Origin of the sequence: Mycobacterium sp. GA-1285 (assembly GCF_001499905.1) — a bacterium.
Taxonomy (GTDB): Bacteria; Actinomycetota; Actinomycetes; order Mycobacteriales; family Mycobacteriaceae; genus Mycobacterium.
This window is the reverse complement of sequence record NZ_LQIS01000019.1, coordinates 37618-60929: the sequence shown is the minus strand read 5'-3', so window position 1 is coordinate 60929 and position 23312 is coordinate 37618. Positions and strand designations below refer to the sequence as shown.

23 protein-coding genes are annotated in these 23312 nt (G+C 67.9%); 16 read left to right on the top strand and 7 right to left on the bottom strand.

From position 1 onward, the window contains the following. Positions 1 to 143 precede the first annotated feature (143 nt). From AU193_RS12875 to AU193_RS12865, 3 genes are all read right to left on the bottom strand, one after another. A complete protein-coding gene (locus AU193_RS12875; protein WP_172798294.1) occupies positions 144 to 1385 on the bottom strand; it encodes a glycosyltransferase family 4 protein in 1242 nt (413 codons plus the stop codon). A gap of 94 nt (positions 1386 to 1479) precedes the next feature. Beyond that, positions 1480 to 3096, bottom strand: a complete 1617-nt coding sequence (locus AU193_RS12870) for a glycoside hydrolase family 57 protein (protein ID WP_082682956.1) — start codon at positions 3094 to 3096, stop codon at positions 1480 to 1482. Continuing rightward, complete coding sequence (locus AU193_RS12865) at positions 3093 to 3863, bottom strand: bifunctional 2-polyprenyl-6-hydroxyphenol methylase/3-demethylubiquinol 3-O-methyltransferase UbiG (protein ID WP_064422767.1); 771 nt, start codon at positions 3861 to 3863, stop codon at positions 3093 to 3095. The genes AU193_RS12870 and AU193_RS12865 overlap by 4 nt, the downstream gene beginning before the upstream one ends. A gap of 194 nt (positions 3864 to 4057) precedes the next feature. On the opposite strand from AU193_RS12865, the gene AU193_RS12860 reads away from it, so the two are divergent. From AU193_RS12860 to mnmA, 6 genes are all read left to right on the top strand, one after another. Then, the gene (locus tag AU193_RS12860; protein WP_064422766.1) at positions 4058 to 4849 is read left to right on the top strand and encodes an electron transfer flavoprotein subunit beta/FixA family protein; all 792 of its coding nucleotides are present in this window, start codon (positions 4058 to 4060) and stop codon (positions 4847 to 4849) included. Positions 4850 to 4898: 49 nt separating this feature from the next. Beyond that, entirely contained in the window at positions 4899 to 5855 is a 957-nt protein-coding gene (locus AU193_RS12855; RefSeq protein WP_064422765.1) for an electron transfer flavoprotein subunit alpha/FixB family protein, read from the top strand. A 132-nt stretch (positions 5856 to 5987) separates the two neighbouring features. Next, complete coding sequence (locus AU193_RS12850; RefSeq protein ID WP_064422764.1) at positions 5988 to 6836, top strand: GNAT family N-acetyltransferase; 849 nt, start codon at positions 5988 to 5990, stop codon at positions 6834 to 6836. Continuing rightward, the gene (locus tag AU193_RS12845; RefSeq protein ID WP_064422763.1) at positions 6833 to 7663 is read left to right on the top strand and encodes a 1-acyl-sn-glycerol-3-phosphate acyltransferase; all 831 of its coding nucleotides are present in this window, start codon (positions 6833 to 6835) and stop codon (positions 7661 to 7663) included. The genes AU193_RS12850 and AU193_RS12845 overlap by 4 nt, the downstream gene beginning before the upstream one ends. A gap of 44 nt (positions 7664 to 7707) precedes the next feature. Beyond that, complete coding sequence (locus AU193_RS12840) at positions 7708 to 8904, top strand: cysteine desulfurase family protein (protein WP_064422762.1); 1197 nt, start codon at positions 7708 to 7710, stop codon at positions 8902 to 8904. Further along, complete coding sequence (gene mnmA / locus AU193_RS12835; protein WP_064422761.1) at positions 8904 to 9971, top strand: tRNA 2-thiouridine(34) synthase MnmA; 1068 nt, start codon at positions 8904 to 8906, stop codon at positions 9969 to 9971. The genes AU193_RS12840 and mnmA overlap by 1 nt, the downstream gene beginning before the upstream one ends. Here mnmA and AU193_RS12830 read toward each other — a convergent pair whose 3' ends face one another. Then, the gene (locus tag AU193_RS12830; protein ID WP_064422760.1) at positions 9972 to 10616 is read right to left on the bottom strand and encodes a sensor domain-containing protein; all 645 of its coding nucleotides are present in this window, start codon (positions 10614 to 10616) and stop codon (positions 9972 to 9974) included. 60 nt (positions 10617 to 10676) lie between these two features. Here AU193_RS12830 and AU193_RS12825 point away from each other — a divergent pair, with 60 nt between their 5' ends. The 4 genes from AU193_RS12825 to AU193_RS12810 all read left to right on the top strand — a co-directional run bounded on the left by AU193_RS12825 (position 10677) and on the right by AU193_RS12810 (position 13517). Further along, positions 10677 to 11687 (top strand): methionine synthase, encoded by a 1011-nt coding sequence (locus AU193_RS12825; protein WP_064422759.1) that lies wholly within the window; start codon positions 10677 to 10679, stop codon positions 11685 to 11687. 145 nt (positions 11688 to 11832) lie between these two features. Continuing rightward, positions 11833 to 12327, top strand: a complete 495-nt coding sequence (locus tag AU193_RS12820) for an SRPBCC family protein (RefSeq protein ID WP_064422758.1) — start codon at positions 11833 to 11835, stop codon at positions 12325 to 12327. Next, positions 12324 to 12656: a helix-turn-helix transcriptional regulator gene (locus AU193_RS12815; RefSeq protein WP_064422757.1), complete on the top strand. Its 333-nt coding sequence runs from the start codon at positions 12324 to 12326 to the stop codon at positions 12654 to 12656. The genes AU193_RS12820 and AU193_RS12815 overlap by 4 nt, the downstream gene beginning before the upstream one ends. 138 nt (positions 12657 to 12794) lie before the next feature. Further along, positions 12795 to 13517, top strand: a complete 723-nt coding sequence (locus tag AU193_RS12810) for a hypothetical protein (RefSeq protein WP_064422756.1) — start codon at positions 12795 to 12797, stop codon at positions 13515 to 13517. On the opposite strand, the gene AU193_RS12805 is transcribed toward AU193_RS12810, so the two are convergent. Continuing rightward, positions 13518 to 15122, bottom strand: coding sequence for a 4-coumarate--CoA ligase family protein (locus AU193_RS12805; RefSeq protein WP_064422755.1), 1605 nt, complete (start codon positions 15120 to 15122; stop codon positions 13518 to 13520). Positions 15123 to 15160: 38 nt separating this feature from the next. Continuing rightward, positions 15161 to 15565 carry an MmcQ/YjbR family DNA-binding protein gene (locus AU193_RS12800; RefSeq protein ID WP_064422754.1) on the bottom strand — a complete coding sequence of 135 codons (405 nt, stop codon included), beginning with the start codon at positions 15563 to 15565 and terminating at the stop codon, positions 15161 to 15163. A gap of 79 nt (positions 15566 to 15644) precedes the next feature. On the opposite strand from AU193_RS12800, the gene ligA reads away from it, so the two are divergent. Then, positions 15645 to 17729 carry an NAD-dependent DNA ligase LigA gene (gene ligA, locus AU193_RS12795; RefSeq protein ID WP_156425193.1) on the top strand — a complete coding sequence of 695 codons (2085 nt, stop codon included), beginning with the start codon at positions 15645 to 15647 and terminating at the stop codon, positions 17727 to 17729. Between the two features lie 82 nt (positions 17730 to 17811). Further along, complete coding sequence (locus AU193_RS12790; protein ID WP_064402823.1) at positions 17812 to 18066, top strand: hypothetical protein; 255 nt, start codon at positions 17812 to 17814, stop codon at positions 18064 to 18066. A 34-nt stretch (positions 18067 to 18100) separates the two neighbouring features. Here AU193_RS12790 and AU193_RS12785 read toward each other — a convergent pair whose 3' ends face one another. Then, a complete protein-coding gene (locus tag AU193_RS12785) occupies positions 18101 to 18757 on the bottom strand; it encodes a hypothetical protein (RefSeq protein WP_064422775.1) in 657 nt (218 codons plus the stop codon). An 80-nt stretch (positions 18758 to 18837) separates the two neighbouring features. On the opposite strand from AU193_RS12785, the gene gatC reads away from it, so the two are divergent. The 4 genes from gatC (at position 18838) to gatB (ending at position 23263) form a co-directional block, all read left to right on the top strand. Next, positions 18838 to 19137 carry an Asp-tRNA(Asn)/Glu-tRNA(Gln) amidotransferase subunit GatC gene (gene gatC, locus AU193_RS12780; protein ID WP_064422752.1) on the top strand — a complete coding sequence of 100 codons (300 nt, stop codon included), beginning with the start codon at positions 18838 to 18840 and terminating at the stop codon, positions 19135 to 19137. Then, the gene (gene gatA / locus AU193_RS12775; RefSeq protein WP_172798293.1) at positions 19134 to 20615 is read left to right on the top strand and encodes an Asp-tRNA(Asn)/Glu-tRNA(Gln) amidotransferase subunit GatA; all 1482 of its coding nucleotides are present in this window, start codon (positions 19134 to 19136) and stop codon (positions 20613 to 20615) included. Before gatC ends, gatA begins: the two co-directional genes overlap by 4 nt. Positions 20616 to 20705: 90 nt before the next feature. Next, positions 20706 to 21737, top strand: a complete 1032-nt coding sequence (locus tag AU193_RS12770) for an ATP-dependent 6-phosphofructokinase (RefSeq protein WP_064422751.1) — start codon at positions 20706 to 20708, stop codon at positions 21735 to 21737. 23 nt (positions 21738 to 21760) lie between these two features. After that, entirely contained in the window at positions 21761 to 23263 is a 1503-nt protein-coding gene (gatB, locus tag AU193_RS12765) for an Asp-tRNA(Asn)/Glu-tRNA(Gln) amidotransferase subunit GatB (protein WP_064422750.1), read from the top strand. Positions 23264 to 23312 lie beyond the last annotated feature (49 nt).

Below are 23312 nucleotides of genomic sequence, written 5' to 3'. Positions count from 1 at the left end.
ACTCGACCGACAACTCCGGTCAGGTCAACACCGACGTCGATGTGGACACCACCGTCGACGCCGGCCTGTTCTGAGCCCGACCACACAACGCCGCTGGCGGGGATCAACCACGATCCCCGCCAGTCGGCACGTCCAAAGCGTGATCAGCGACCGGGCAGGGCGTGTTCGACGATCGGGCGGCGCCGATGCGGTTCGCGCTCACGCCGTTTGGCGGCCAGGTACACCTGGGCGGTTTCGTCGGCGATCGCGTGCCATTCGAACTCGGAGGTGAGCCGCTCGCGGGCGGCGATGGCGCGCTGCTGCGCGGCGTGCGGGTCGTCGAGCACCGAGTGGACGGCCGCCGCCAGGCGCGCAATATCACGCGGCGGGAAGGACATTCCGGTTTCGCCGTCGATGACCGCTTCGCCCAACCCCCCGACATCCGAGGTGACCAACGGGATTCCGGTCGCCGCGGCCTCCAGTGCGACGATGCCGAACGGTTCGTAGTGGCTGGGCAACACGGCCGCGTCTGCGGTGTGCAGCAGGTTCACCAACCCGGCGTGGTCGAGGTGCCCGACGAATGCGGTCGCCTTGATCACCTTGTGCTTTCGCGCTTGCTCCACGAGCCAGTCCAGTTGTGTGCCTTCGCCGGCGATGGTCAGCGTGGTGCCCGGATGGGTGCGTCGGATGCGGGGCAGCGCGGCGATCGCGTCGTGGATGCCTTTCTCATACTCGAGCCGGCCGAGGTAGAGCAATCGGGCGGAGCCGGTCCTGGGTCGCCGTCGCGCGAATGGCCATCGGCCACAGTCGATCCCGTTGCGAATGACATACGTTTCGGCCAGCCCGGGCCCGAAGAGTTCACAGACCTCGTCGCGCATCGACGCCGAACAGGTGATCAGCGAATCGGATTCGCGCGCCAACCACGACTCCACCGCGTGTACCTGCCGGCTGATCCGGCCCGACACCCAACCGGAATGCCTGCCCGCTTCGGTGGCGTGGACCGTGGAAACCAGTGGCACATCGAAGAATTCGGCCAGCGCGATCGCGGGGTGGGCGACCAGCCAGTCGTGTGCGTGCACGACGTCGGGCCGCCACGGACGGCCGCGTCGTGACTTCAGGGCCAACCCGGTGCGGACCATCGAGTGGCCCATCGCCAACGTCCACGCCATCATGTCGGAGCCGAAGTCGAATTCATGCGGATCGTGCGCCGCAGCGACGACGCGCACGCCTTCGGCGATCTCGTCGGTGGTCGGATGCGTGCTCGGGTCGGTGTTCGACGGTCGGCGGCTGAGCACGACGAGCTCATGGCCCGCCTCCGCGAGCGCGGTGGCCAGGTGATGCACGTGTCGGCCGAGCCCGCCGACCACGACCGGCGGGTACTCCCACGACACCATGAGGATTTTCACGGCCGCTGACCTCGGCGCGAGCGACCGCGGAATGGTGTGGTTTCGCGGCGTGTCGGTGTGCAAACACGGACGCTCGCGGGAGAAGTCGCGTTGGTCACCGTGGCAACCGCCGCGCGTCCAGCGCACCGAACAGACCGTCGGCGCGGTTCCAGCCCGCGGCGAGACGCTGTGCGTGCTCGTGGCGACCGGAGGCCGCGGCGTCGGCGATCTCGCGGGTGGCGTGGGCGTGCAGATGCGCACGGTAACGGGCATAGTCCGCCGCGGAGTTCTTGCTGACCATGAAAGGCCAATCGCTGGACACGGTCAGCAGCGTCTCGCGCAGGATCTGGTCGGCGACGAAGTTGCGTGCCGGCGGAGCGTCGGTTTCTCCCAGGGCCTTGTCGACGGTGCTCAGCGCGGTGTCGACGACCTCGGTGTTCAACCGCACCAGTTCGGCGACCTGCTCGCCGGCCCACACCTGCCAGTCCTTACCGGAACCCCAAGAGCTGGGCGGTATTTCGACGGGCGAACCCACGAAGCCGTCGGCCCTGGCATCAGCGAGCGTGCCGACGCGCACACCGGCCTCGGGCAGCGCGCGCAGCACCCGCTCGAGCCACACCGGACCCTCGTACCACCAGTGGCCGAACAACTCGGTGTCGAATGCGGCGATGACGTGTGCGGGCCGCCCGATGCGTTCAGTCTCGTCGCACAGTCGCTGCCGGACCACCTCGACGAAATCCGCGACATGGGCGTCGATCGCGCGGTCGGCGCGCTCGGGGTCGTACGGGGCCTTGGCCTCGGACGGCACATTGCGACCGGTGACTCTGGCCGCCTTGAGGCCGGTCGTGTGGTCGTAGGTGTGGAAGTCGCGGTAGGCGGTGTGCCCGGGGTAGCCGGATTTCGGTGACCACACCCGGTAGCTGACGTGAAGGTCCCGGCCGAACGCGACCACATCGGACGATGCGACGGGGCGGCCCAGCGCCGTGTCGCCATGCAGGGACGGCCCGTCGACCATGAAGTGGCCCACACCCGCTGCGGCGTAGTCGGTTTCCATCCCGGGCGCGTAAGCGCACTCCGGTGCCCAGATGCCGGTCGGCGTGTGCGCGAACCGCAGGCGGGCGTCGGCGAGTCCCTCGCGCAGGGCGAACTCCCGCAGTCTGGGATTCAGCAGCGGCTGGAACGGATGCGCCAGCGGACCGCCGAGCAGTTCGATGGTCTCGGCGTCGATCAACTCGCGCAACAACGGGCTGCCACCGTGCGCCCACAGCGTGGCGAAGTCCTCCAGCGCCTGCTCGGCCTCGGCGTGCTCGCGAACGCCGAAGCGCCGCAATGAATCTCCGAGAGTCGTCGCCTCGAGCGCTCGCAGTTGCCAGTTCGCCAGCCAGTGGTGCATACCCGTCAGGCAGTACGGGTCGTCGAGTTGGGCGGTGACCACGGGCGTCATGCCGAGCGTCAGCTGGTGTCGACGACCTTCGGCCGCCAGTGTGCGCAGTACCCGCATGAGGGGCAGGTACGACGCTGACCACGACTGGTAGAGCCATTCCTCGCCGACGGGCCATCGGCCGTGGTGCGCGAGCCAGGGTAGGTGGGTGTGGAGGACGAGGGTGAAGAGGCCCGGAGCCGGAGGGCCGGCGACATTGGGCCGGGGAGCCGGAGGGCCGGCGACATTCGGCCGGGGAGCCGGAGGGCCGGCGACATTGGGCCGGGGAGCCGGAGGGTCGGGGGAAGTCACGGCCGCACCGCGATCGCGACCAGGTCCAGGCTGTCGTCGATGTTCCGATCGCACGCGTCGACCAGATCGAAGTCGTCGCTGCGCACCGACGCCACGTCGGCGAGCAGGTCTTCGGGCCACGGCGCATCGGCCAGTGCCCGCGCGATCTGGGCGTCGATGATCGATCCCCCGTGTCGGACGTCGAGCTCGACGAGTCGACGGCCGTGAAAGACCCCCGACACGCCTTCGATCGCGAAACCCTCCGTGCTGAGCAGTTCGGTCAACTCGGCGGCGTTGAGTTCGCGAGTGTGGAACGGGTTGATCGGCGTGTCCCGGCCGGGGGAGAACGTGATCCGGTTCGGCGTGGACATCAGCAGACGGCCACCCGGTCGCAGTACACGCAGGCATTCGCGCACGAATTGCCCCTGGTCCCAGAGGTGTTCGATGACCTGGAAGTTCACCACGACGTCAACTGAGCCGTCGGCGAGCGGAAGCTCGGCCAGGTTTCCATGGCGCATGTCGACCCGCGGATACCGCGCGCGGACGTGAGCGACCGCCGACTCGTCGTAGTCCAGGCCGATCACGCGGCGGGCCACATCGGCGATCAGATCGGCCCCATAACCCTCGCCGCACCCCGCCTCGAGCACGTCGCGATCCGCGCAGCGGTCGGCCAGCCGCTCATAGACGACCTCGTGGCGGCGGAACCAGTAGTTCTCCTCCGCGAGTCCCGGAACCGTGCGTTCCCCGGTCAGCGGGAGGTCCGGTCCGTCAGTAACAAAAGCGCTCATTGCAAGGCAGGCTAACGTGAAACGGCCCACAGACGAATGGTTCACCCCCTACGTGCTGCTAGAACGTGAACTTCGACCCGCTACAGTGTTCCTGCAAACCACCGCAAGTTACCCGCGAGTAACATGGTGGTGGTTGCTCAGAGCGTGATATGCGGGCCGACCATCGGTCCCTTCGAGGAGGACGAACCAGACTCATGACGAACATCGTGGTCCTGATCAAACAGGTCCCTGACACCTGGTCGGAGCGCAAGCTCACCGACGGCGACTTCACTCTCGACCGCGAGGCCGCCGACGCGGTGCTCGACGAGATCAACGAGCGCGCCGTCGAAGAAGCGCTGCTCATCAAGGAGCGGGAAGGCGGCGAGAGCACGGTGACGGTGCTCACCGCCGGCCCCGAGCGCGCGACCGAGGCGATCCGCAAGGCGCTGTCGATGGGTGCCGATAAGGCCGTGCACCTCGTCGACGAGGGCATGCACGGCTCGGACATGGTCCAGACCGGTTGGGCCCTGGCGCGTGCGCTGGGCACCATCGAGGGCACCGAGCTGGTCATCGCCGGCAACGAGGCCACCGACGGCACCGGCGGCGCGGTCCCCGCGATCATCGCCGAGTACCTGGGCCTGCCGCAGCTGACGCATCTGCGCAAGGTGACCGTCGAAGGCGGGAAGGTCAGGGGCGAGCGGGAGACCGACGACGGTGTGTTCTTCGTCGAAGCGCCCCTGCCCGCAGTGGTCAGCGTCAACGAGAAGATCAACGAGCCTCGCTTCCCGTCCTTCAAGGGCATCATGGCCGCCAAGAAGAAGGAAGTCACCAAGCTCACGCTCGCCGAGATCGGTGTCGAGGCCGATGAGGTCGGTCTCGCCAACGCCGGGTCCAAGGTGCTGTCTTCGACGCCGAAGCCGCCGAAGACCGCCGGCGAGAAGGTCACCGACGAAGGTGACGGCGGGACCAAGATCGCCGAGTACCTGGTCGCCCAGAAAATTATCTAGCAGATCATTCCTTCTGGACTGCGAAGAACAAGAGACGAGAGAAGAACTCATGGCTGAAGTACTCGTGCTCGTTGAGCACGCCGAAGGTGCGCTGAAGAAGGTCACCTCGGAGTTGATCACCGCGGCTCGCAAGCTCGGCGAGCCCTCGGCCGTCGTCGTCGGCGCGCCGGGCACCGCACAACCGCTCGTCGACGGGCTGAAGGCCGCCGGTGCCGCGAAGGTGTACGTCGCCGAGTCCGAGGATGCGGAGAGCTATCTGATCACGCCGCAGGTCGACGTGCTGGCCTCGCTGGTCGAGTCCGCCTCGCCGGCCGGCGTGCTGCTGGCCTCCAGCGCCGACGGCAAGGAGATCGCCGGTCGCCTGGCGGCCCGGATCGGCTCCGGTGTGCTCAGCGACGTCGTCGACATCACGGACGGCGGAGTGGGCGTTCACTCGATCTTCGGTGGTGCGTTCACCGTCGAGGCCGAGTCCACCGGTGAGGTACCGGTCATCACGCTGCGCGCCGGTTCCATCGACGCCGAACCCGCCGACGGTGCGGGCGAGGTCGTCAACGTCGAGGTGCCCGCGCAGGCCGAGAATGCGACGAAGATCACCAAGCGCGAACCCGCCGTCGCGGGCGACCGCCCGGAGCTCACCGAGGCAACGGTTGTCGTCTCGGGAGGCCGCGGTGTGGGCAGCGCCGAGAACTTCAAGGTGGTCGAGGAACTGGCGGACTCGCTCGGCGGCGCTGTAGGCGCCTCCCGTGCCGCCGTCGACTCCGGCTACTACCCGGGCCAGTTCCAGGTGGGCCAGACCGGTAAGACGGTCTCGCCGCAGCTGTACATCGCGTTGGGCATTTCCGGCGCGATTCAGCACCGCGCCGGCATGCAGACGTCCAAGACGATCATCGCGGTCAACAAGGACGAAGAGGCGCCGATTTTCGAGATCGCCGACCTCGGCATCGTCGGCGACCTGTTCAAGGTCACACCGCAGCTGACCGAGGCGGTCAAGGCTCGCAAGGGCTGAGCCATCGCGCGAAGGCCCCCGGGTTCGGCTCGGGGGCCTTTTGCATGCCTTGGGGAAATTCGTCACCTGGCGCTCATCGACACGTCACGCGTCAGATGCCGCCCGGAGACGCGGCTAGGCGACCGTGCATCCATGAGCACTGCTTCTGTACTCATCGCCCCTGAGGAGATCGACCGCGGCCGGACCGGGTTGTCCGGACCGGCCCCGCGCTACACCCTGCTGCTGACGACGGATGAGACGCTCGTCGAGGCGGCGCAGCGCCTGCGCCACGAGGTGTTCACCGCCGAGCCCGGTTTCACCCTCCGCGCTGCCGACGGCGTGGACGCCGACCGCTTCGACCAGCATTGCGACCATCTGCTGGTACGCGAGGATGTCACCGGTGAGCTCGTCGGCTGCTATCGGATGCTGCCACCCGCAGGGGCCCTGGCCGCCGGAAATCTCTACAGCGCAACCGAATTCGATGTCCGCGCGCTCGATCCGCTGCGACCCGGCCTGGTCGAGATGGGGCGGGCCGCGGTACGGGCGGATCACCGTAACGGAGCCGTCGTGCTGCTGATGTGGGCCGGGATTCTGGCCTACCTCGACCGCTGCGGATACGACTACGTGACGGGATGCGTGTCGGTACCCGTCCAGGGCCCGGATGGCTACGCGCCGGGTGCACAGATCCGCGGCGTCCGCGATTTCGTCCGTCGTCGCCACGCCGCACCGGCGCTCTACACCGTGCACCCGTACCGCCCGGTGACCATCGATGGCAGGGTCCTCGACGACATCGACCCGCCGGAGAGGCTCGCCGTTCCCCCGCTGATGCGCGGCTACCTGCGGCTCGGCGCGCAGGTCTGCGGCGAACCTGCGCACGACACCGACTTCGGTGTGGGCGACTTTCCGGCGTTGCTCGACAAACGCCGGGCCGATATGCGCTACCTGCGCAGGCTGAGATCCGTGGAGGCGGCCGCCACGGTGACCGACGGGATGGCGTCGTGAGCACCCTCGGTACCTGGGTGCCACGGGCGTCCTGTGATGCGAGCTGCGTCGGCGTCGGTACCGGGCTTTCCGGACGCCGGGTGATCATCGCCTGCCGCGCCGCGGTGCGGGTCACCTTGGCGGTGCTGCTCCTGCTGCTGGCGCCGCTGCTGGCCGTCCCCGCTCCCGGCCGTTCTCATCTCCAGCGCGGCTACTGTCGGCTGCTGCTGTATTGCCTGGGAGTGCGCACCAGGGTCTCCGGCGGCCCGATCCGCAATCTGAGCGGCGTTCTGGTGGTCAGCGGCCACATCTCCTGGGTGGACGTCTTCGTGATCGGCTCGGTGCTGCCGGGCCGGTTCGTCGCCAAGTCCGAACTCGTCAGCTGGCCGGGCCTCGGACTGCTGGCCCGACTGCTCAAGGTGATCCCGATCGAGCGGGGGAATCTTCGGCGCCTTCCCGACGTGGTGCGTGCCGTCACGCGCAACCTGCGTGCGGGCCACACCGTGGTCGCCTTCCCGGAGGGCACGACCTACTGCGGCCTGGCGTACGGCCGCTTTCGCCCCGCCATGTTCCAGGCCGCCATCGACGCGGGCAGGCCGGTCCAACCGCTGCGGCTGACGTATCACCACGCCGACGGCGCCGCCTCGACCGTCGCCGCCTATGTGGGCGACGACACACTGCTCACGTCGATCCGACGACTGGTCACCACCAAGCGCACGGTCGCGCGGATGCACGTGGGGTCGCTGCAACTACCCGGAACCGACCGCCGTGACCTGGCGTTCCGCTGCGAGACGGCGGTGCGGGGCGATCCGACGCGACACCCGCCCGGTCACGCGCTCGTGGCCTGAGCGGATCGGGGGAGCCGCGGCTCGACGGCTATTCTTGACGGGTTATGACCTCGGATCAGCCGGTCTACCTCGATCACGCCGCCACCACCCCGATGCATCCCGCTGCCATCGAGGCGATGACGGCCGCGATGACGACGGTCGGCAACGCGTCGTCGTTGCACGGCACGGGCCGCACGGCGCGGCGGCGAATGGAGGAGTCGCGCGAGTCGCTGGCCAATCTGCTGGGCGCCCGCCCGTCGGAGGTCATCTTCACCGCGGGTGGCACCGAGAGCGACAACCTCGCGGTCAAGGGCGTCTTCTGGGCCCGTCGCGACGCCGATCCGCGCCGCAGGCGGATCGTGACGACGCCGGTCGAGCACCACGCCGTACTCGATTCGGTCGAGTGGCTGGTCGAGCATGAGGGCGCCGACGTGACCTGGCTGCCCGTCGAGAAGGACGGTGCGGTCACGCCGACGGCGCTGAGACAGGCGTTGCAGGACAACGACGACGTGGCGCTGATCTCGGTGATGTGGGCCAACAACGAGGTCGGGACGATCATGCCGATCGCCGAGCTCGCCAGCGTAGCAGCAGAATTCGACGTGCCGATGCACAGTGACGCCGTTCAGGCCGTCGGCCACATCCCTGTCGACTTTACCGGGAGTGGGCTCTCGGCGATGAGCATCGCTGCACACAAGTTCGGTGGCCCCACGGGGATCGGTGCTTTGCTGCTGCGCCGCGACACGGTGTGCGTCCCACTGCTGCACGGCGGCGGCCAGGAGCGCGACGTCCGCTCCGGCACACCGTATGTCGCCGGTGCTGTCGCGATGGCCGCGGCGGCGAGGGTTGCGATCGAAGGGCTCGGGATCAACGGCGCACGGGTGTCGGCGCTTCGTGACCGCCTGATCCAGGGCGTGCTCGCCGCCATCGACGACGTCGAGTTGAACGGCGCGACGGGCGCCGCACGGCTGCCCGGGAACTGCCACTTCACTTTCCGCGGCTGCGAGGGCGACTCGTTGCTGATGTTGTTGGATGCCAAAGGCATCGAGTGTTCGACGGGTTCGGCGTGCACGGCCGGTGTCGCACAGCCCTCGCATGTGCTGATCGCGATGGGTGCGGACCCGGCGAGTGCCCGCGGCTCGCTGCGACTCTCGTTGGGGCACACCAGCAGTGAGGCGGACGTCGATGCCGCGCTCGCGGTACTGCCCGGCGCGGTCGAACGGGCTCGACAGGCGGCTCTGGCAAGTTCGGGAGTGGTCGAATAGTGCGGGTACTCGTTGCCATGAGCGGTGGCGTCGACTCCTCGGTCGCGGCTGCCAGGATGGTCGACGCCGGCCACGACGTCGTCGGTGTTCATCTGGCTCTGTCACCGTCTCCGGCCACGCTGCGCACCGGCTCCCGCGGCTGTTGTTCGAAGGAAGACGCGGGCGACGCGCGCCGGGTCGCCGATATTCTCGACATTCCCTTCTATGTCTGGGATTTCGCCGACCGGTTCAAAGAGGATGTCATCGACGACTTCGTTTCGTCATACGCCCGCGGGGAGACGCCCAACCCGTGCGTGCGGTGCAACGAGCGGATCAAGTTCTCGGCGTTGGCCGCCCGCGCGCTGGCGCTGGGGTTCGATGCCGTGGCCACCGGACATTACGCCCGATTGTCGGACGGCCGATTGCGGCGCGCTGTCGATGCCGCCAAAGACCAGTCGTACGTGCTCGCTGTCCTGACCGCCGAGCAGCTGCGGCACGCGGTGTTCCCGGTCGGCGACACCCCGAAGCCGCAGATCCGCGAGGAGGCGGCGCGTCGTGGGCTCGCGGTCGCCGACAAACCGGACAGTCACGACATCTGCTTCATTCCCTCCGGTGACACCCGCGCGTTCCTCGGGGCCAGAATCGGCGTGCGACGCGGTTCGGTCGTCGACGCGGCAGGTACGGTGCTCGCTGAACACGACGGCGTGCACGGGTTCACGGTCGGTCAACGCAAGGGGCTGGGCATCGCCGGGCCCGGGCCGGACGGACAGCCGCGCTATGTGACGCGGATCGACCCGCAGACCGCGACCGTGCGAGTCGGCGGCGCCGACGACCTCGATGTGTGGGCCTTGACCGGTGAGCGGCCGGTCTTCACCTCCGGTGTCGCGCCTCCGGGGCCGACCGAATGCCAGGTGCAGGTCCGCGCGCACGGCGGTATCGGAGACGGCGTGGCTGAACTGCGCGACGGCCGGCTCGTCGTCGAGCTGCGGACGCCCCTGCGCGGAGTCGCCCCCGGCCAGACGATGGTGTTGTACCGCCCCGACCTCGCCGGCGACGAGGTGCTGGGCAGCGCGACGATCACCCGGTAGCTATCCGGGAACGTTGGCCAGGATGTTCGCCATGACGATCTCGGGCACCGACTCTGCGAACCGGCACGCCATCACCTCCACCAGCACGACCGACTTCACGCGGTAATCGCGACCACAGGCGCCCGATGGCCGGGTCTGAAGGGTGTCCATGCCGACGGTCCAGTCGCCGACGAACATCGGACCCAAAGGCGTTGCGCTGCAACCCTCGACGAGAGCGACGAGCGAGTCGAATGCCTGTCGTGCCGTCGCGGTGTCGCGATACGCCGCGGCGCCTTGGGAGATCAGTCCACCTTCCGGCGGGTGCTGAAAGGTGGTCTTATGGAATTCTTCGACCTCGGGTCCGAAAGTCTGGGTCTCGGCGAAGATCCATTGACATTGCAGGGGGGTGCTCTCGGCGAGCGGTTCGATGTCGACCGGGATTTTGCCGTCCATGGTCGGGATGATCGTGAGGTCGTCGCCGGCTCCGGTGATCGCGCGCATCTGCGACTGGTCGAGCATGATCGTCTCCACATCGACCGGTGACAACGATCCAGCGTCGATGCCGGGTGTCGCCCGCAGCGCGTCGCCGCCGATGACGTGAGTGCACCCAGACGTCATTGCGACCACCGCGCACCACAGGGCGATCGACCGTAGCGCTGCGGGCATGGCCTGTCCTTCCCCAACCCTTCCGGAGTGAGATTAGCCCCGTCGAATATCGTGAAACGAATGAGTGCTTTCGCTGCGGCCACCGGCATCGGGTCCTGGCCCGGAACGTCGGCACGCGAGGCCGCCGAGGTCGTCGTCGGCGAACTGCTCACCTTGCCGCATCTGGTGGAACTGCCGGGCCGCGGTATCGGCGCCGACATGATCGGCCGGGCCGGGGCGATTCTGGTCGACATCGGTATGGACACCGTGCCCCGCGGATATCGAATCGCGGCCGGCCGCACGGCGGTGCTCAGACGAGCGAGGAGCCTACTCGACGAGGACCTCGACGCGCTCGAAGAGGCTTGGGAGAAGGCAGGTTTGCGCGGCGGTGGCCGCACCGTCAAGGTTCAGTCGCCGGGACCGGTCACGTTGGCGACGCAGCTCGAGCTCGCCAACGGCCATCGCGCGCTGACCGACCGAGGCGCGGTGCGTGACCTCACCGCTTCGCTGGCCGAAGGTGTCGCAGCGCACCGCGCGGATGTCGGTCGACGTCTGGACGCCGCGGTTGTCGTCCAGTTCGACGAACCACTGTTAGCCCCGGCGCTGCAGGGCCGACTGGCGGGCGTTACCAGTCTGACACCGGTGCATGCCGTCGACGGCCAAGTGGCCGTCGGCTTGCTCGACGAATGCGCGGCCGCGGTGGACGCGCCGGTGGTCGTACACAGCTGTGCATCGGGTGTTCCGTGGAATGTGTTGCAGCGCAGTTCTATCGACGCGGCTTCCGTCGATGTGTCCACACTGGCGGCCGATGATCTCGACGGTGTGGGGGAGTTCGTCGACTCCGGTTGCACGGTGGTGTTGGGCGTGGTGCCGCCGACAGCGCCGGAGACCCGTCCGTCGGCCGAAGAGATCGCCAAGGCCGCCGTGTCGCTGACCGATCGACTCGGCTTCGCCCGATCCGTGCTCAAGGAGCGGATCGGCATCTCGCCCGCGTGCGGTCTGGCGGGCGCGACCGCCGATTGGGCGCGCACCGCGATCGAATTGTCGCAGAAGGCGGCGGACGCCCTCACCGAGGACCCCGACGCGATCTAGCCGCCGACGGAGTCCGCGTCGGAGTCGTGGCCGGCCGAAAACCGATACCGCGCAGACGAATTCGGCGTATACACTGGAAGAGCAACCAAAAGGTTGCGTTAAAAGGGTGCACGCGCTACATTGAGGCGCAACCAGGAGGTTGCATATGAGTACGGATCGTATCGAGAAGGAAGTGGTGCTGAGGGCGCCGCTGGAACGCGTGTGGCGGGCGATCAGCGACGCCGACGAGTTCGGACAGTGGTTCGGGGTGCGGTTCGACGGGCCGTTTGTCGCCGGTACCTCGATCACCGGTGTCATGACGCCGACGGCGGTCGACGCCGACGTGGCCAAGCAACAGGAACCGTATGCCGGCACGGCGGATGCGTGGCATATCGAGGCGGTCGAACCGCAACGACGGCTGGCGTTCCGCTGGCGTCCCTACGGAATCGAAGAAGGCGTCGATGCCGCCGACGAACCGACCACCTTGGTCGAGTTCACGCTCGAAGAGGTCGCCGAAGGTGTGCTGCTGCGCATCGTCGAGTCCGGATTCGACGCGCTTCCCCCACACCGTCGGACATCGGCGTTCGAGGGCAACGAACAGGGTTGGGCCACGCAGACCGAACTGGTGCGCAAGTACCTCGCAGTCAGCGAGGCGGTGTGAGCACATCGACGGCCGAAGCGCCGGTGTCGTCGTTGTTCAACGCCCTGGGAGATCCGAACCGCCTGCGCATCGTCACCAGACTGTGCGACGGCGGGCCATGCTCGACCAGCGAAGTCGCTGAGGTGATACCGGTCAGCCGGCAGGCAACGACCAAACATCTGCTGCTGTTGGAGTCGGCGGGCCTGGTGAGCAGCCGGCGCAGCGGCCGTGAACGCATCTGGCGGATGCAGCCTGCGCCCCTCGCGGAGGCCGGCGAGTACCTGGAGAAGCTGTCGCAACGGTGGGACCGCGCCATCGAACGGCTGCGGGCCCACGTCGAGGATCACTGAGAACAAGCCTCGCCGAAGCGATCTGCGGCGTTCCTACCGGACACCGCATACTGCGCGCCCGCTCATGCGAGAATGCTCCGCGGGCGGCGTCGATCGCCTTTGCTGAGAAGGGATGCCGAGAAGGGATATGGTGTCCGGATGAACCCGCGCCTCGCCGCAACTGCCGGCGTGGTGTCCGTAGTTCTCCTGGCGACCGGACCGGGTGCGGCACTCGCACAAGCCCGCCCCGGTGATTCGCGCGGCTCCGACCGGGGACACAGTGCAGACCGTGGCGGCAACCACGACAGCGGCGACGCCAAGCGCGCCACCGGCAGCAAGCGGGCCGGGGGCATCGACGGGCCGGGCACCGGTCCGGAGTCGCGAGTCGGGTCAGGCCGCGACGACCTCGCGAAGCCGCCGTCGAGTAACCGGCCGGCCGTCACCGCCGCGACGCCCGCGGTCGAAGTGCCCGTGAACGCCGCGTCGGCGAGCGACCCGGTCGCCTCCGGCGGATCCGGTGCCGCGAGTGCGCCGGCACCCGCGTTCGAGCCGCCTCACGTGATGTTCGGCAACGGGCGCGAGCCCGAGAGCCGCAATCCCGAAGCCGAAACCGGTTGGCAGCCACCACCTCTGGCGTTCGAAGCGTCTGAGCAGCCGTTATCCCCGCCACCGCTCTCCCCGGCACCGCCCGTGCCGGCGACGCTCGACTGGGAGGCCACCCCGTCGGCGGTGGTACGCCAGTTCGTCGTCGCGCCGGGGGCCGGGACGAGCGACCCGATGTGGGGCCTGGCCGGGTTGCTTCTGATCCCCGTCGCGGGCGCCGCGCTGGGCTACCGGCAGGCGCGTGCGGCGCAGGCCGTCGAACGGATTGGGCGGCCCTGATCAGCCGCGCAGATCCTTGCGCAGGATCTTGCCGGACGCCGACTTCGGTACCGCGTCGATGAACGCCACCTGGCGGACCTTCTTGTAGGGCGCCACCTCGCCGGCGACGAATTCGATCACCTGCTGCTCGGTCAACTCGGCTCCGGATCGCTTGACCACGAACGCTTTCGGCACCTCTTCGCCTTCGGCGTCGACGACTCCGATTACGGCCGCGTCGGCGATGTCGGGATGGCTCAGCAGGACGGCCTCCAGTTCGGCCGGCGGCACCTGATAACCCTTGTATTTGATCAGCTCCTTGAGCCGGTCGACGATGTAGACACAGCCGTTGGCGTCGACCTGTGCGAGGTCGCCGGTGTGCAACCATCCTTGGTCGTCGATCGTTTCCCTCGTGGCCTTCTCGTTGCCGAGGTAGCCCGCCATCACGTTGGGGCCTTTGAACAACAGTTCGCCGGTTTCGCTGAGACCCTCTGTCGGCGGGTCGATCTCGTCACCGGTCTCTGGGTCGATGATCTTCGACGCGGCGTTCGACACCGTCCAGCCGACCGAGCTGAGCGGGGCCACCATGTTCATCTCCTGTTGACCGCCGTCGAACGGCGTGATGTGGCTGACCGGGCTGAGCTCGCTCATGCCGTAACCCTGGACCACGCGGCACCCCAGACGCTCGGCGACGGCGTGGCCGAGGTCGGCGTCCAACGGGGCAGCGCCCGACATCACGACATTCAACGACGACAAGTCGTACTCGTCGACCAGCGGATGCTTGGCCAGCGCGACGGCGACGGGCGGCGCGATGAACGCGATGGTGCAGGCGTGATTCTGGATATTGCCCAGGAAGTCGCCGAGATCGAAGCTCGGCATGATGACCAATCGGGCCCGGGCGTGCAGCGCCGCGTTGAGCAGCACGGTCATCCCGTAGATGTGGAAGAACGGGAGGACGGCCAGCACGGTGTCGTCGGCGACCATGCCGTGCAGCGGGCGGATCTGGGCGACGTTGGCCACCAGGTTGCGGTGGGTGAGCATGACGCCCTTCGGGTTTGCGGTCGTACCCGAGCTGTACGGCAGCACCGCCACGTGAGACGAGGGCGCGAAGCTCACCTCCGGCGCCGGATGGCCGGGGCCCATCAGGTCGTCGGCGTTGAGATGTCCGTCGGCGGCCTGACCGGGTCCGTCGAGCACCACGAGTCCGTCGTCGGGAATGCCGACGGCTGCGGCCGCTTCTTCGGCGTGCGCCAGCAGCGGCGAGACCGTCACGAGCATCTTGGCGTTCGAGTCGGTCAACTGTTTGGCGATGTCCTTGGCGGTGAACAGCGCGTTGATGGTGGTGGCAGTCGCGCCCGCACGCAGGATGCCGTGGAATGCGACGGCGAACCCCGAGCTGTTCGGCGCGAGCAAGCCGACCACATCGCCGACCCCGATGCCGCGCCCGGCAAGCGCGCCCGCGAACGCGTCGATGCGCGCGATCGTCTCGCGGTAGGTCGTCTCCCGCCCGGACTTCGCGTCGACGAGTGCGACGCGGTCGAGGTCGGCTTCGGCGATACCACCGAACAGGTAGTCGTAGATGCTGGTGGACGGGATGTCGACTTCGGGGAAGGGGCTCGCGAAACTCATGGCGTCTCCGATCGAATCATGGTCTGTCGCCTACCTGTTCACACGTCGTCGAGCTGTTTGACGAGTTTCCTGGGCGCGGTCAACCGAAACGACGCATCGATCAGCTCCCGCACCTCATCCCAGTCGATGTTCTCGCGAGCCGACAGGTCGAGCCCGAGCCACCCCGAGGGTCCGAGGTAGGCAGGCGAAAAGAACCGGGCGTCCTGCTGCAGCGCCTGTCGTTCACTGTCGTCGACCTTGACCAGGATCGACTGCGGGTACTGGATGTAGTCGCCCTTGTTCGGCGGTTTCACGCTGCCGCCGTACATGGCGAACATCTTGGCGACGAAGAAGGCGGGCCGTCCGTGCGAAACCTTTTCATAAGCCTCGGGAAACGCCAATGCCACCGTCCGTACCCGGGCCAGCACCGGGTCGTCGTCGCGGAACATGATCGGATGCGGCATGGGGCCAGGGTAACGGTGCGGTGCTGTCGGGCCGCTCGGTTAGCCTGCGAAGGTGACCTCCAAGGGTGCGGAAGACGCGCTGGCCGCACAGGCCGACGACGACCCTGACGCCGACGTGCGTCGCCGCTGGCAAGTGCTCGCCGACGAGGTGCGCGAGCACCAGTTCCGCTACTACGTACGGGACTCGCCGATCATCACCGACGCCGAATTCGACACGCTGCTTCGCGAACTAGAAGCGCTCGAAGACGAGCACCCGGAACTACGGACCCCGGATTCGCCGACGCAGCTGGTCGGCGGGGCCGGCTTTTCCACCGACTTCACCCCCGCCGAGCACCTCGAGCGGATGTTGAGCCTGGACAACGCGTTCACCCCCGAGGAGCTCGCCGCGTGGGCGGGGCGACTCAAGGGCGAGATCGGACCAAACGTGCTGCAGGAGGCGCAATTCCTGTGCGAACTCAAGATCGACGGGGTGGCGCTTTCACTGGTGTACCGCGACGGCCGGTTGGAGCGCGCGGCCACCCGCGGTGACGGCCGCACCGGTGAAGACGTCACGTTGAACGCCCGCACCATCGGTGATGTGCCCCAAAAGCTCACGGACAGTGACGAATTCCCGCTGCCCAAGGTTCTCGAAGTACGCGGCGAGGTGTTCTTCCGGGTCGCCGACTTCGAGGAGCTCAACGCCGGCCTGGTCGCCGACGGCAAGCCGCCGTTTGCCAATCCACGCAACAGCGCCGCGGGTTCGCTGCGGCAGAAGAACCCCGCCGTCACCGCGCGTCGCAAGCTGCGGATGATCTGCCACGGCATAGGACGAGCCGAGGGGTTCCGGCCCAAGACACTGCACGACGCCTATCGCGCGCTGGCGGCCTGGGGGCTGCCGGTCTCCGAGCACACCGCCCAGGTGACGGGAATCGACGCGGTCACCGAACGCATCGCCTACTGGGGCGAGCACCGCCACGACGTCGACCACGAAATCGATGGCGTGGTGGTCAAAGTCGACGATGTCGCGTTGCAGCGCAGGCTCGGCTCCACCTCACGGGCGCCGCGCTGGGCCATCGCCTACAAGTTCCCGCCCGAGGAGGCGCAGACCAAACTGCTCGACATCAGGGTCAACGTCGGGCGCACCGGCCGAGTCACCCCGTTCGCGTGGATGGAGCCGGTCAAGGTGGCCGGCTCGACGGTCAGCCAGGCCACGCTGCACAACGCCTCGGAGGTCAAGCGCAAAGACGTGCTCATCGGCGACACGGTGGTCATCCGCAAGGCCGGTGACGTGATCCCCGAGGTGCTCGGTCCGGTCGTCGATCTGCGCGACGGCTCCGAACGCGAGTTCGTGATGCCGACCCACTGCCCGGAGTGCGGAACCAAGCTCGCGCCCGCGAAGGAGGGCGACGCCGACATCCGTTGCCCGAACACCCGATCCTGTCCGGCTCAGTTGCGCGAGCGCGTGTTTCACGTCGCGGGTCGCGGCGCCTTCGACATCGAGGGACTGGGTTACGAAGCGGGCACCGCGCTGCTGCAGGCCGGCGTCATCGCCGACGAGGGCGACCTGTTCACGCTGACCGACGAGGACCTGCTTCGCACGGACCTGTTCACCACGAAGAACGGTCAGCTCTCGGCCAACGGCAAGCGGCTGCTGGCCAACCTGGACAAGGCCAAATCGCAACCGCTGTGGCGCGTGCTTGTCGCGCTGTCGATCCGGCACGTCGGGCCGACGGCGGCGCGCGCCCTGGCCACCGAGTACGGCAGCCTCGACGCCGTCATGGCGGCCTCGGAGGACGAGCTTGCCGTCGTCGAGGGCGTGGGCCCGACGATCGCGGCCGCGGTCACCGAGTGGTTCACCGTCGACTGGCACCGCGCGATCGTCGACAAGTGGCGCGCGGCCGGGGTGCGGATGGCCGACGAACGTGACGCCAGCATCGAACGGACGCTGGAGGGGTTGTCGATCGTCGTCACGGGATCGCTGACCGGCTTCTCCCGCGACGAAGCCAAGGAGGCGATCGTCGCGCGCGGCGGCAAGGCGGCCGGGTCGGTGTCGAAGAAGACGGCCTACGTGGTCGCAGGCGACTCCCCAGGCTCGAAGTACGACAAGGCCGTCGAGTTGGGGGTGCCGATTCTCGACGAGGACGGTTTCGCACGGCTGCTGGAAAACGGGCCCGACGGGGTCTGAGTCGCTGCTCGTTCTGAACGCTGCCGCGTTTGTCCACCCCCTCCTCGGGGCACTCGATTGGGCGAATCGACAAGGAGTTGTGATGGCGATCTGCGATACCTGTGGCAACGACTACGACAAGGCGTTCACCGTGACGTGGCCCGACGGCCACAGCGCGACGTTCGACAGCGTCGAGTGCGCGGCGGTGCAGCTCGCGCCGGAGTGCGCGCACTGCGGCTGCCGAATCCTCGGTCACGGCATCGAGACCGAAGAGGCGATGTTCTGTTGCGCGCACTGTGCCCGCAAGGACACCAACGCCGACGTCAACGACCGCTGGCCGGTACCGGCCGGCGGCTGACGAGGTGTCTTCCCGCGCAACCGTCCTGTAACGGTCAGCGCAGAATCGTTGCGACGATCCCCGCGAGGTAACCCAACCGGGCGACCTCGGACGGCCGAAACTGTGGTCCGCCCGCCCGTCCCAGCACGACCGCGGTGCGCGGGTCGCCGAGCGGGGCGGCGGCCAGGGTGGTCGCCATGTCGCGCCACACCTGCGGCACCCAGGCGGCCTCGCCGTCGAGGGCTTTTGCGTGCTCGAGCGGCAGCCACGGGATCTCGGTCGGCTGTGTCTCGGGCGCACCGGAGCTGCCGACGACACGCTCAGCTCCCCGCTCGGTCAGGCGCACCACGGAGGTCCAGCCCACCCGCAACACGCGGGGCGCTTCGTCGGCGAGGACCTGCAACTTGTTCTTTCGGTCGGCGGCGGCGATGTGGTCGATGAGTTCGAGTTCGCGATGCGCCTCGAGCAGGCCGGTGTGCGGCCGGACGGAGTCGACGTAGACACCGTTGAGCTGTTCGGCGGCGGTGATCAGCATGTCCGGCATGGCGCCGGGGGGGAGCTCGACCACGAGGTCGTCGACCGCATAGCCCGCCGATCGTTCGACCACGTCGAGCGACAGAATGTCGGCGCCCACCGACCCGAGCGCCACGGCGAGCGAGCCGAGGCTGCCGGGTCGGTCCTCGAGCTGGATCCGCAGCAGGTACGTAGGCACGCGCAACACTGTCGCACAGGACGGGAGGGCAGGCATTCCGGCTTCGGCGGCCGCGACGGCGGTGACTAGGCTTGCTTGTCGTGTCGCAGATCTCCCGAGACGAGGTGGCTCACCTGGCGCGTCTGGTCCGCCTCGCGCTGAGCGAAGACGAGCTTGACCACTACGCCGGACAGCTGGACGTCATCCTCGGTCACGTCAGTCAGATCCAGTCCGTCGACGTCGAAGGGGTCAAGCCGACCGGCAATCCCCTCACTGAGGTCAACGTGTTCCGGCCCGACGTGGTGGAGCCGTGCCTGACGCAGCAGGAGGCGCTGGATCAGGCGCCCAAGGCGGCCGAGGGCCGGTTCGCGGTCCCGCGAATCCTGGGGGAGGCGCAGTGACCGACCTCGTCAGGATGGACGCGGCGACGCTCGGGGAGAAGATCGCCGCCAAGGAGGTGTCGTCGACCGAGGTCACCAGGGCGCACCTGGACCAGATCGCGACGACCGACGACCGCTATCACGCGTTCCTGCACGTCGCGGAGAATCGAGCGCTGGCAGCAGCGGCACGCGTCGACGCGGCCGTCGCCACCGGAGAAGATCTGCCCTCGCCGCTGGCGGGGGTGCCGGTGGCGCTCAAGGACGTGTTCACCACCACCGACATGCCGACCACCTGTGGATCGAAGATCCTCGAGGGCTGGACATCGCCATACGACGCGACCGTCACCTTGCGGTTGCGTGCGGCGGGCCTGCCGATCCTCGGCAAGACCAACTTGGACGAGTTCGCGATGGGTTCGTCTACCGAGAACTCCGCCTTCGGGCCCACCCGCAACCCCTGGGATGTCGAGCGCGTTCCCGGCGGGTCTGGCGGCGGCAGCGCGGCGGCGCTGGCCGCGTTCCAGGCGCCGTTGGCGATCGGTACCGACACCGGTGGCTCGATCCGCCAGCCAGCCGCGTTGACGGCGACGGTCGGCGTGAAACCGACGTACGGAACCGTGTCGCGCTACGGGCTCGTCGCCTGCGCGTCGTCGCTGGATCAGGGCGGTCCGTGCGCACGCACCGTCCTTGACACCGCCCTTCTGCACCAGGTGATCGCCGGGCACGACGCGAAGGATTCCACGTCGGTCGACGCGGCGGTGCCCGACGTTGTCGGTGCCGCGCGAGCCGGGGCGGCCGGCGACCTGGCGGGCATGCGGATCGGCGTGGTGAAGCAATTACGCGGCGACGGATACCAGCCCGGCGTGCTGGAGTCGTTCAACGCCGCCGTCGAACAGCTGACCGCGCTGGGCGCCGAGCTCAGCGAGGTGGACTGCCCGCATCTCGACTATTCGCTGTCCACCTACTACCTGATCCTTCCGTCCGAGGTCTCCAGCAACCTCGCGCGGTTCGACGCAATGCGCTTCGGGATGCGCGTCGGCGACGACGGCACGCACAGCGCCGAGGAAGTCATGGCGTTGACGCGCGCTGCGGGATTTGGTCCTGAAGTCAAGCGCCGCATGATGATTGGCACATATGCGTTGTCGGCAGGCTATTACGACGCGTATTACAACCAGGCGCAGAAGGTACGCACGCTGATCGCGCGCGACCTCGACGAGGCGTACAAGAGGGTCGACGTGTTGATCTCCCCGACGACACCGACCACGGCATTTCCGTTGGGGGAGAAGGTCGACGACCCGTTGGCGATGTACCTGACCGACCTGTGCACGCTGCCGGTGAACCTCGCGGGACACTGCGGAATGTCGGTGCCTTCGGTTCCGTCACCCGACGACGAGCTGCCCGTCGGACTGCAGATCATGGCGCCCGCCCTGGCCGACGACCGGTTGTACCGGGTCGGTGCGGCCTACGAAGCGGCACGCGGACCGCTACCGACCGCGGTTTAGGCGCCTCGAGCGCGCGTTTGTCGGACGCAAACGCATACAGAGGACGCAAACACCGGCGCACTCGGGGAGGATCTCGGGGAGGATGTAGCCATGCGGATCGGAGTGCTGACCGGTGGCGGCGACTGTCCCGGATTGAACGCGGTGATCCGGGCCGTGGTGCGCACGTGCGACGTGCGCTACGGCTCGTCGGTCGTCGGATTCCAGGACGGCTGGCGCGGCCTGCTGGAGAACCGTCGCATACAACTGGCCAACGACGACCGCAACGACCGGCTGCTGGCCAAGGGCGGCACCATGCTCGGCACGGCGCGGGTGCATCCGGAGAAATTGCGCGCCGGGCTGGAACAGATCAAGCAGACGCTCGACGACAACGGCATCGACGTGCTGATCCCGATCGGCGGGGAGGGCACGCTCACCGCGGCACACTGGCTCTCGGAGGAGAACGTCCCGGTTGTCGGCGTGCCGAAGACCATCGACAACGACATCGACTGCACCGACCTGACGTTCGGGCATGACACCGCGCTCGGGGTGGCGAGCGAGGCCATCGACCGGTTGCACAGCACGGCGGAGTCGCATCAGCGCGTGATGCTCGTCGAGGTGATGGGCCGCCACGCGGGCTGGATCGCGCTGAACGCCGGACTGGCCTCCGGTGCGCACATGACCCTCATCCCCGAACAGCCCTTCGACGTCGAAGAGGTCTGCCGACTGATCAAGCAACGTTTCGTGCGTGGCGATTCGCATTTCATCTGCGTGGTGGCAGAAGGCGCGAAGCCCGCGGCGGGGTCGATGCAACTGCGCCAGGGCGGACTCGACGAGTTCGGCCACGAGCGCTTCACCGGTGTCGCGCAGCAGCTCGCCCTCGAGGTCGAGAAGCGGATCAACAAAGAAGTGCGCGTAACGGTTCTCGGTCACATACAGCGCGGCGGCACGCCGACGCCGTTCGACCGCGTGCTGGCCACCCGCTTCGGCGTCAACGCCGCCGACGCCGCGCACGCGGGCGAGTACGGGATGATGGTGTCGCTGCGCGGCCAGGAGATCGGCCGCGTCTCGCTGGCCGACGCCACCCGCCAGCTGAAGCTGGTCCCGCAGAGCCGGTACGACGACGCCGCGGAGTTCTTCGGCTGAGCCCGCTCACTAGGATCGGGGTCATGACTGCTGCGACCGCCGACCTGCTGGATTACGCCGACGTCGTTCCGCGCTACGAGCCCGTGCTCGGCCTGGAAGTCCACGTCGAGTTGTCCACCGCGACCAAGATGTTCTGTGGCTGCGCCAACAGGTTCGGCGCCGAACCCAACACCCAGGTGTGTCCCGTCTGCCTGGGTCTGCCCGGGTCGCTGCCGGTGCTCAACCAGAAGGCCGTCGAGTCGGCGATCCGGATCGGGCTCGCGCTGAACTGCGAGATCGTGCCGTGGTGCCGATTCGCGCGGAAGAACTACTTCTATCCGGACATGCCGAAGAACTACCAGATCTCGCAGTACGACGAGCCGATCGCGATCAACGGCCATCTCGACGTGCCGCTCGACGACGGTTCGACCTGGCGCGTCGAGATCGAGCGCGCGCACATGGAGGAGGACACCGGCAAACTGACCCATCTGGGTAGTGAGACGGGTCGCATCGAGGGCGCGACGACCTCGCTGATCGACTACAACCGTTCGGGTGTGCCGCTGATCGAGATCGTCACCAAGCCCATCGAGGGCGCCGGTGAGCGCGCCCCCGAGATCGCGCGCGCCTACGTGACGGCGCTGCGGGATCTATTACGCGGTCTCGGCGTCTCTGATGTCCGCATGGACCAGGGCTCGATGCGTTGTGACTCCAACGTGTCGCTCAAACCGATAGGGCAGAAGGAATTCGGCACGCGAACCGAAACCAAGAACGTCAACTCGCTCAAGAGCGTCGAAGTCGCCGTCCGATACGAGATGCGCCGCCAGGCAGCGGTTCTCGAGTCCGGAGGTCGAATCACCCAGGAGACCAGGCACTTTCACGAGGACGGGCACACCTCACCGGGGCGCAGCAAGGAAACCGCCGAGGACTATCGGTATTTCCCCGAGCCCGACCTCGAACCGGTAGCTCCCGATGCGGAGTGGATCGAGCGGTTGCGTGCCACGATCCCCGAGCTTCCGTGGGTGCTGCGCAAGAAGATTCAAGACGACTGGGGGATCTCCGATGAGGTCATGCGGGACCTCGTCAACATCGGTGCGCTCGATCTGATCGCGGCCACCGTCGAACAGGGCGCGTCCAGCGACGCGGCCCGGGCGTGGTGGGGAAATTTCCTGGTGCAGAAGGCCAACGAAGCCGGAGTGGAACTCGACGCACTTCCGATCACGCCCGCACAGGTGGCCGCGGTCGTCAAGCTCGTCGACGAGGGCAAGCTGTCGAACAAGCTGGCGCGTCAGGTCGTCGAGGGTGTGCTCGCCGGCGAGGGCGAGCCCGAGCAGGTGATGAAGGACCGCGGACTGGAGGTCGTGCGCGACGATTCGGCGTTGCAGGCCGCCGTCGACGAGGCGCTCGCGGCCAATCCCGGCATCGTCGAGAAGATCCGGGGCGGCAAGGTGCAGGCCGCGGGTGCGATCGTCGGCGCCGTCATGAAGGCCACCAAGGGTCAGGCCGACGCGTCACGCGTGCGCGAGCTGGTCTTGGCGGCCTGCAGCTAGTGTCGTGAGATCGCAGCCAGGGCTGTGGGTCGGTGAACCACAGCCTTGG

What these genes read in the sequence shown, in the direction of transcription:
- AU193_RS12865 (WP_064422767.1), bottom strand. Translation starts at nt 3,863, where the DNA reads ATGAGCGCTTTTGTTACTGACGGACCGGACCTCCCGCTGACCGGGGAA.
- AU193_RS12860 (WP_064422766.1), top strand. Translation starts at nt 4,058, where the DNA reads ATGACGAACATCGTGGTCCTGATCAAACAGGTCCCTGACACCTGGTCG.
- AU193_RS12855 (WP_064422765.1), top strand. Translation starts at nt 4,899, where the DNA reads ATGGCTGAAGTACTCGTGCTCGTTGAGCACGCCGAAGGTGCGCTGAAG.
- AU193_RS12850 (WP_064422764.1), top strand. Translation starts at nt 5,988, where the DNA reads ATGAGCACTGCTTCTGTACTCATCGCCCCTGAGGAGATCGACCGCGGC.
- AU193_RS12840 (WP_064422762.1), top strand. Translation starts at nt 7,708, where the DNA reads ATGACCTCGGATCAGCCGGTCTACCTCGATCACGCCGCCACCACCCCG.
- AU193_RS12830 (WP_064422760.1), bottom strand. Translation starts at nt 10,616, where the DNA reads ATGCCCGCAGCGCTACGGTCGATCGCCCTGTGGTGCGCGGTGGTCGCA.
- AU193_RS12825 (WP_064422759.1), top strand. Translation starts at nt 10,677, where the DNA reads ATGAGTGCTTTCGCTGCGGCCACCGGCATCGGGTCCTGGCCCGGAACG.
- AU193_RS12820 (WP_064422758.1), top strand. Translation starts at nt 11,833, where the DNA reads ATGAGTACGGATCGTATCGAGAAGGAAGTGGTGCTGAGGGCGCCGCTG.
- AU193_RS12810 (WP_064422756.1), top strand. Translation starts at nt 12,795, where the DNA reads ATGAACCCGCGCCTCGCCGCAACTGCCGGCGTGGTGTCCGTAGTTCTC.
- AU193_RS12805 (WP_064422755.1), bottom strand. Translation starts at nt 15,122, where the DNA reads ATGAGTTTCGCGAGCCCCTTCCCCGAAGTCGACATCCCGTCCACCAGC.
- AU193_RS12800 (WP_064422754.1), bottom strand. Translation starts at nt 15,565, where the DNA reads ATGCCGCATCCGATCATGTTCCGCGACGACGACCCGGTGCTGGCCCGG.
- AU193_RS12790 (WP_064402823.1), top strand. Translation starts at nt 17,812, where the DNA reads ATGGCGATCTGCGATACCTGTGGCAACGACTACGACAAGGCGTTCACC.
- AU193_RS12770 (WP_064422751.1), top strand. Translation starts at nt 20,706, where the DNA reads ATGCGGATCGGAGTGCTGACCGGTGGCGGCGACTGTCCCGGATTGAAC.
- gatB (WP_064422750.1), top strand. Translation starts at nt 21,761, where the DNA reads ATGACTGCTGCGACCGCCGACCTGCTGGATTACGCCGACGTCGTTCCG.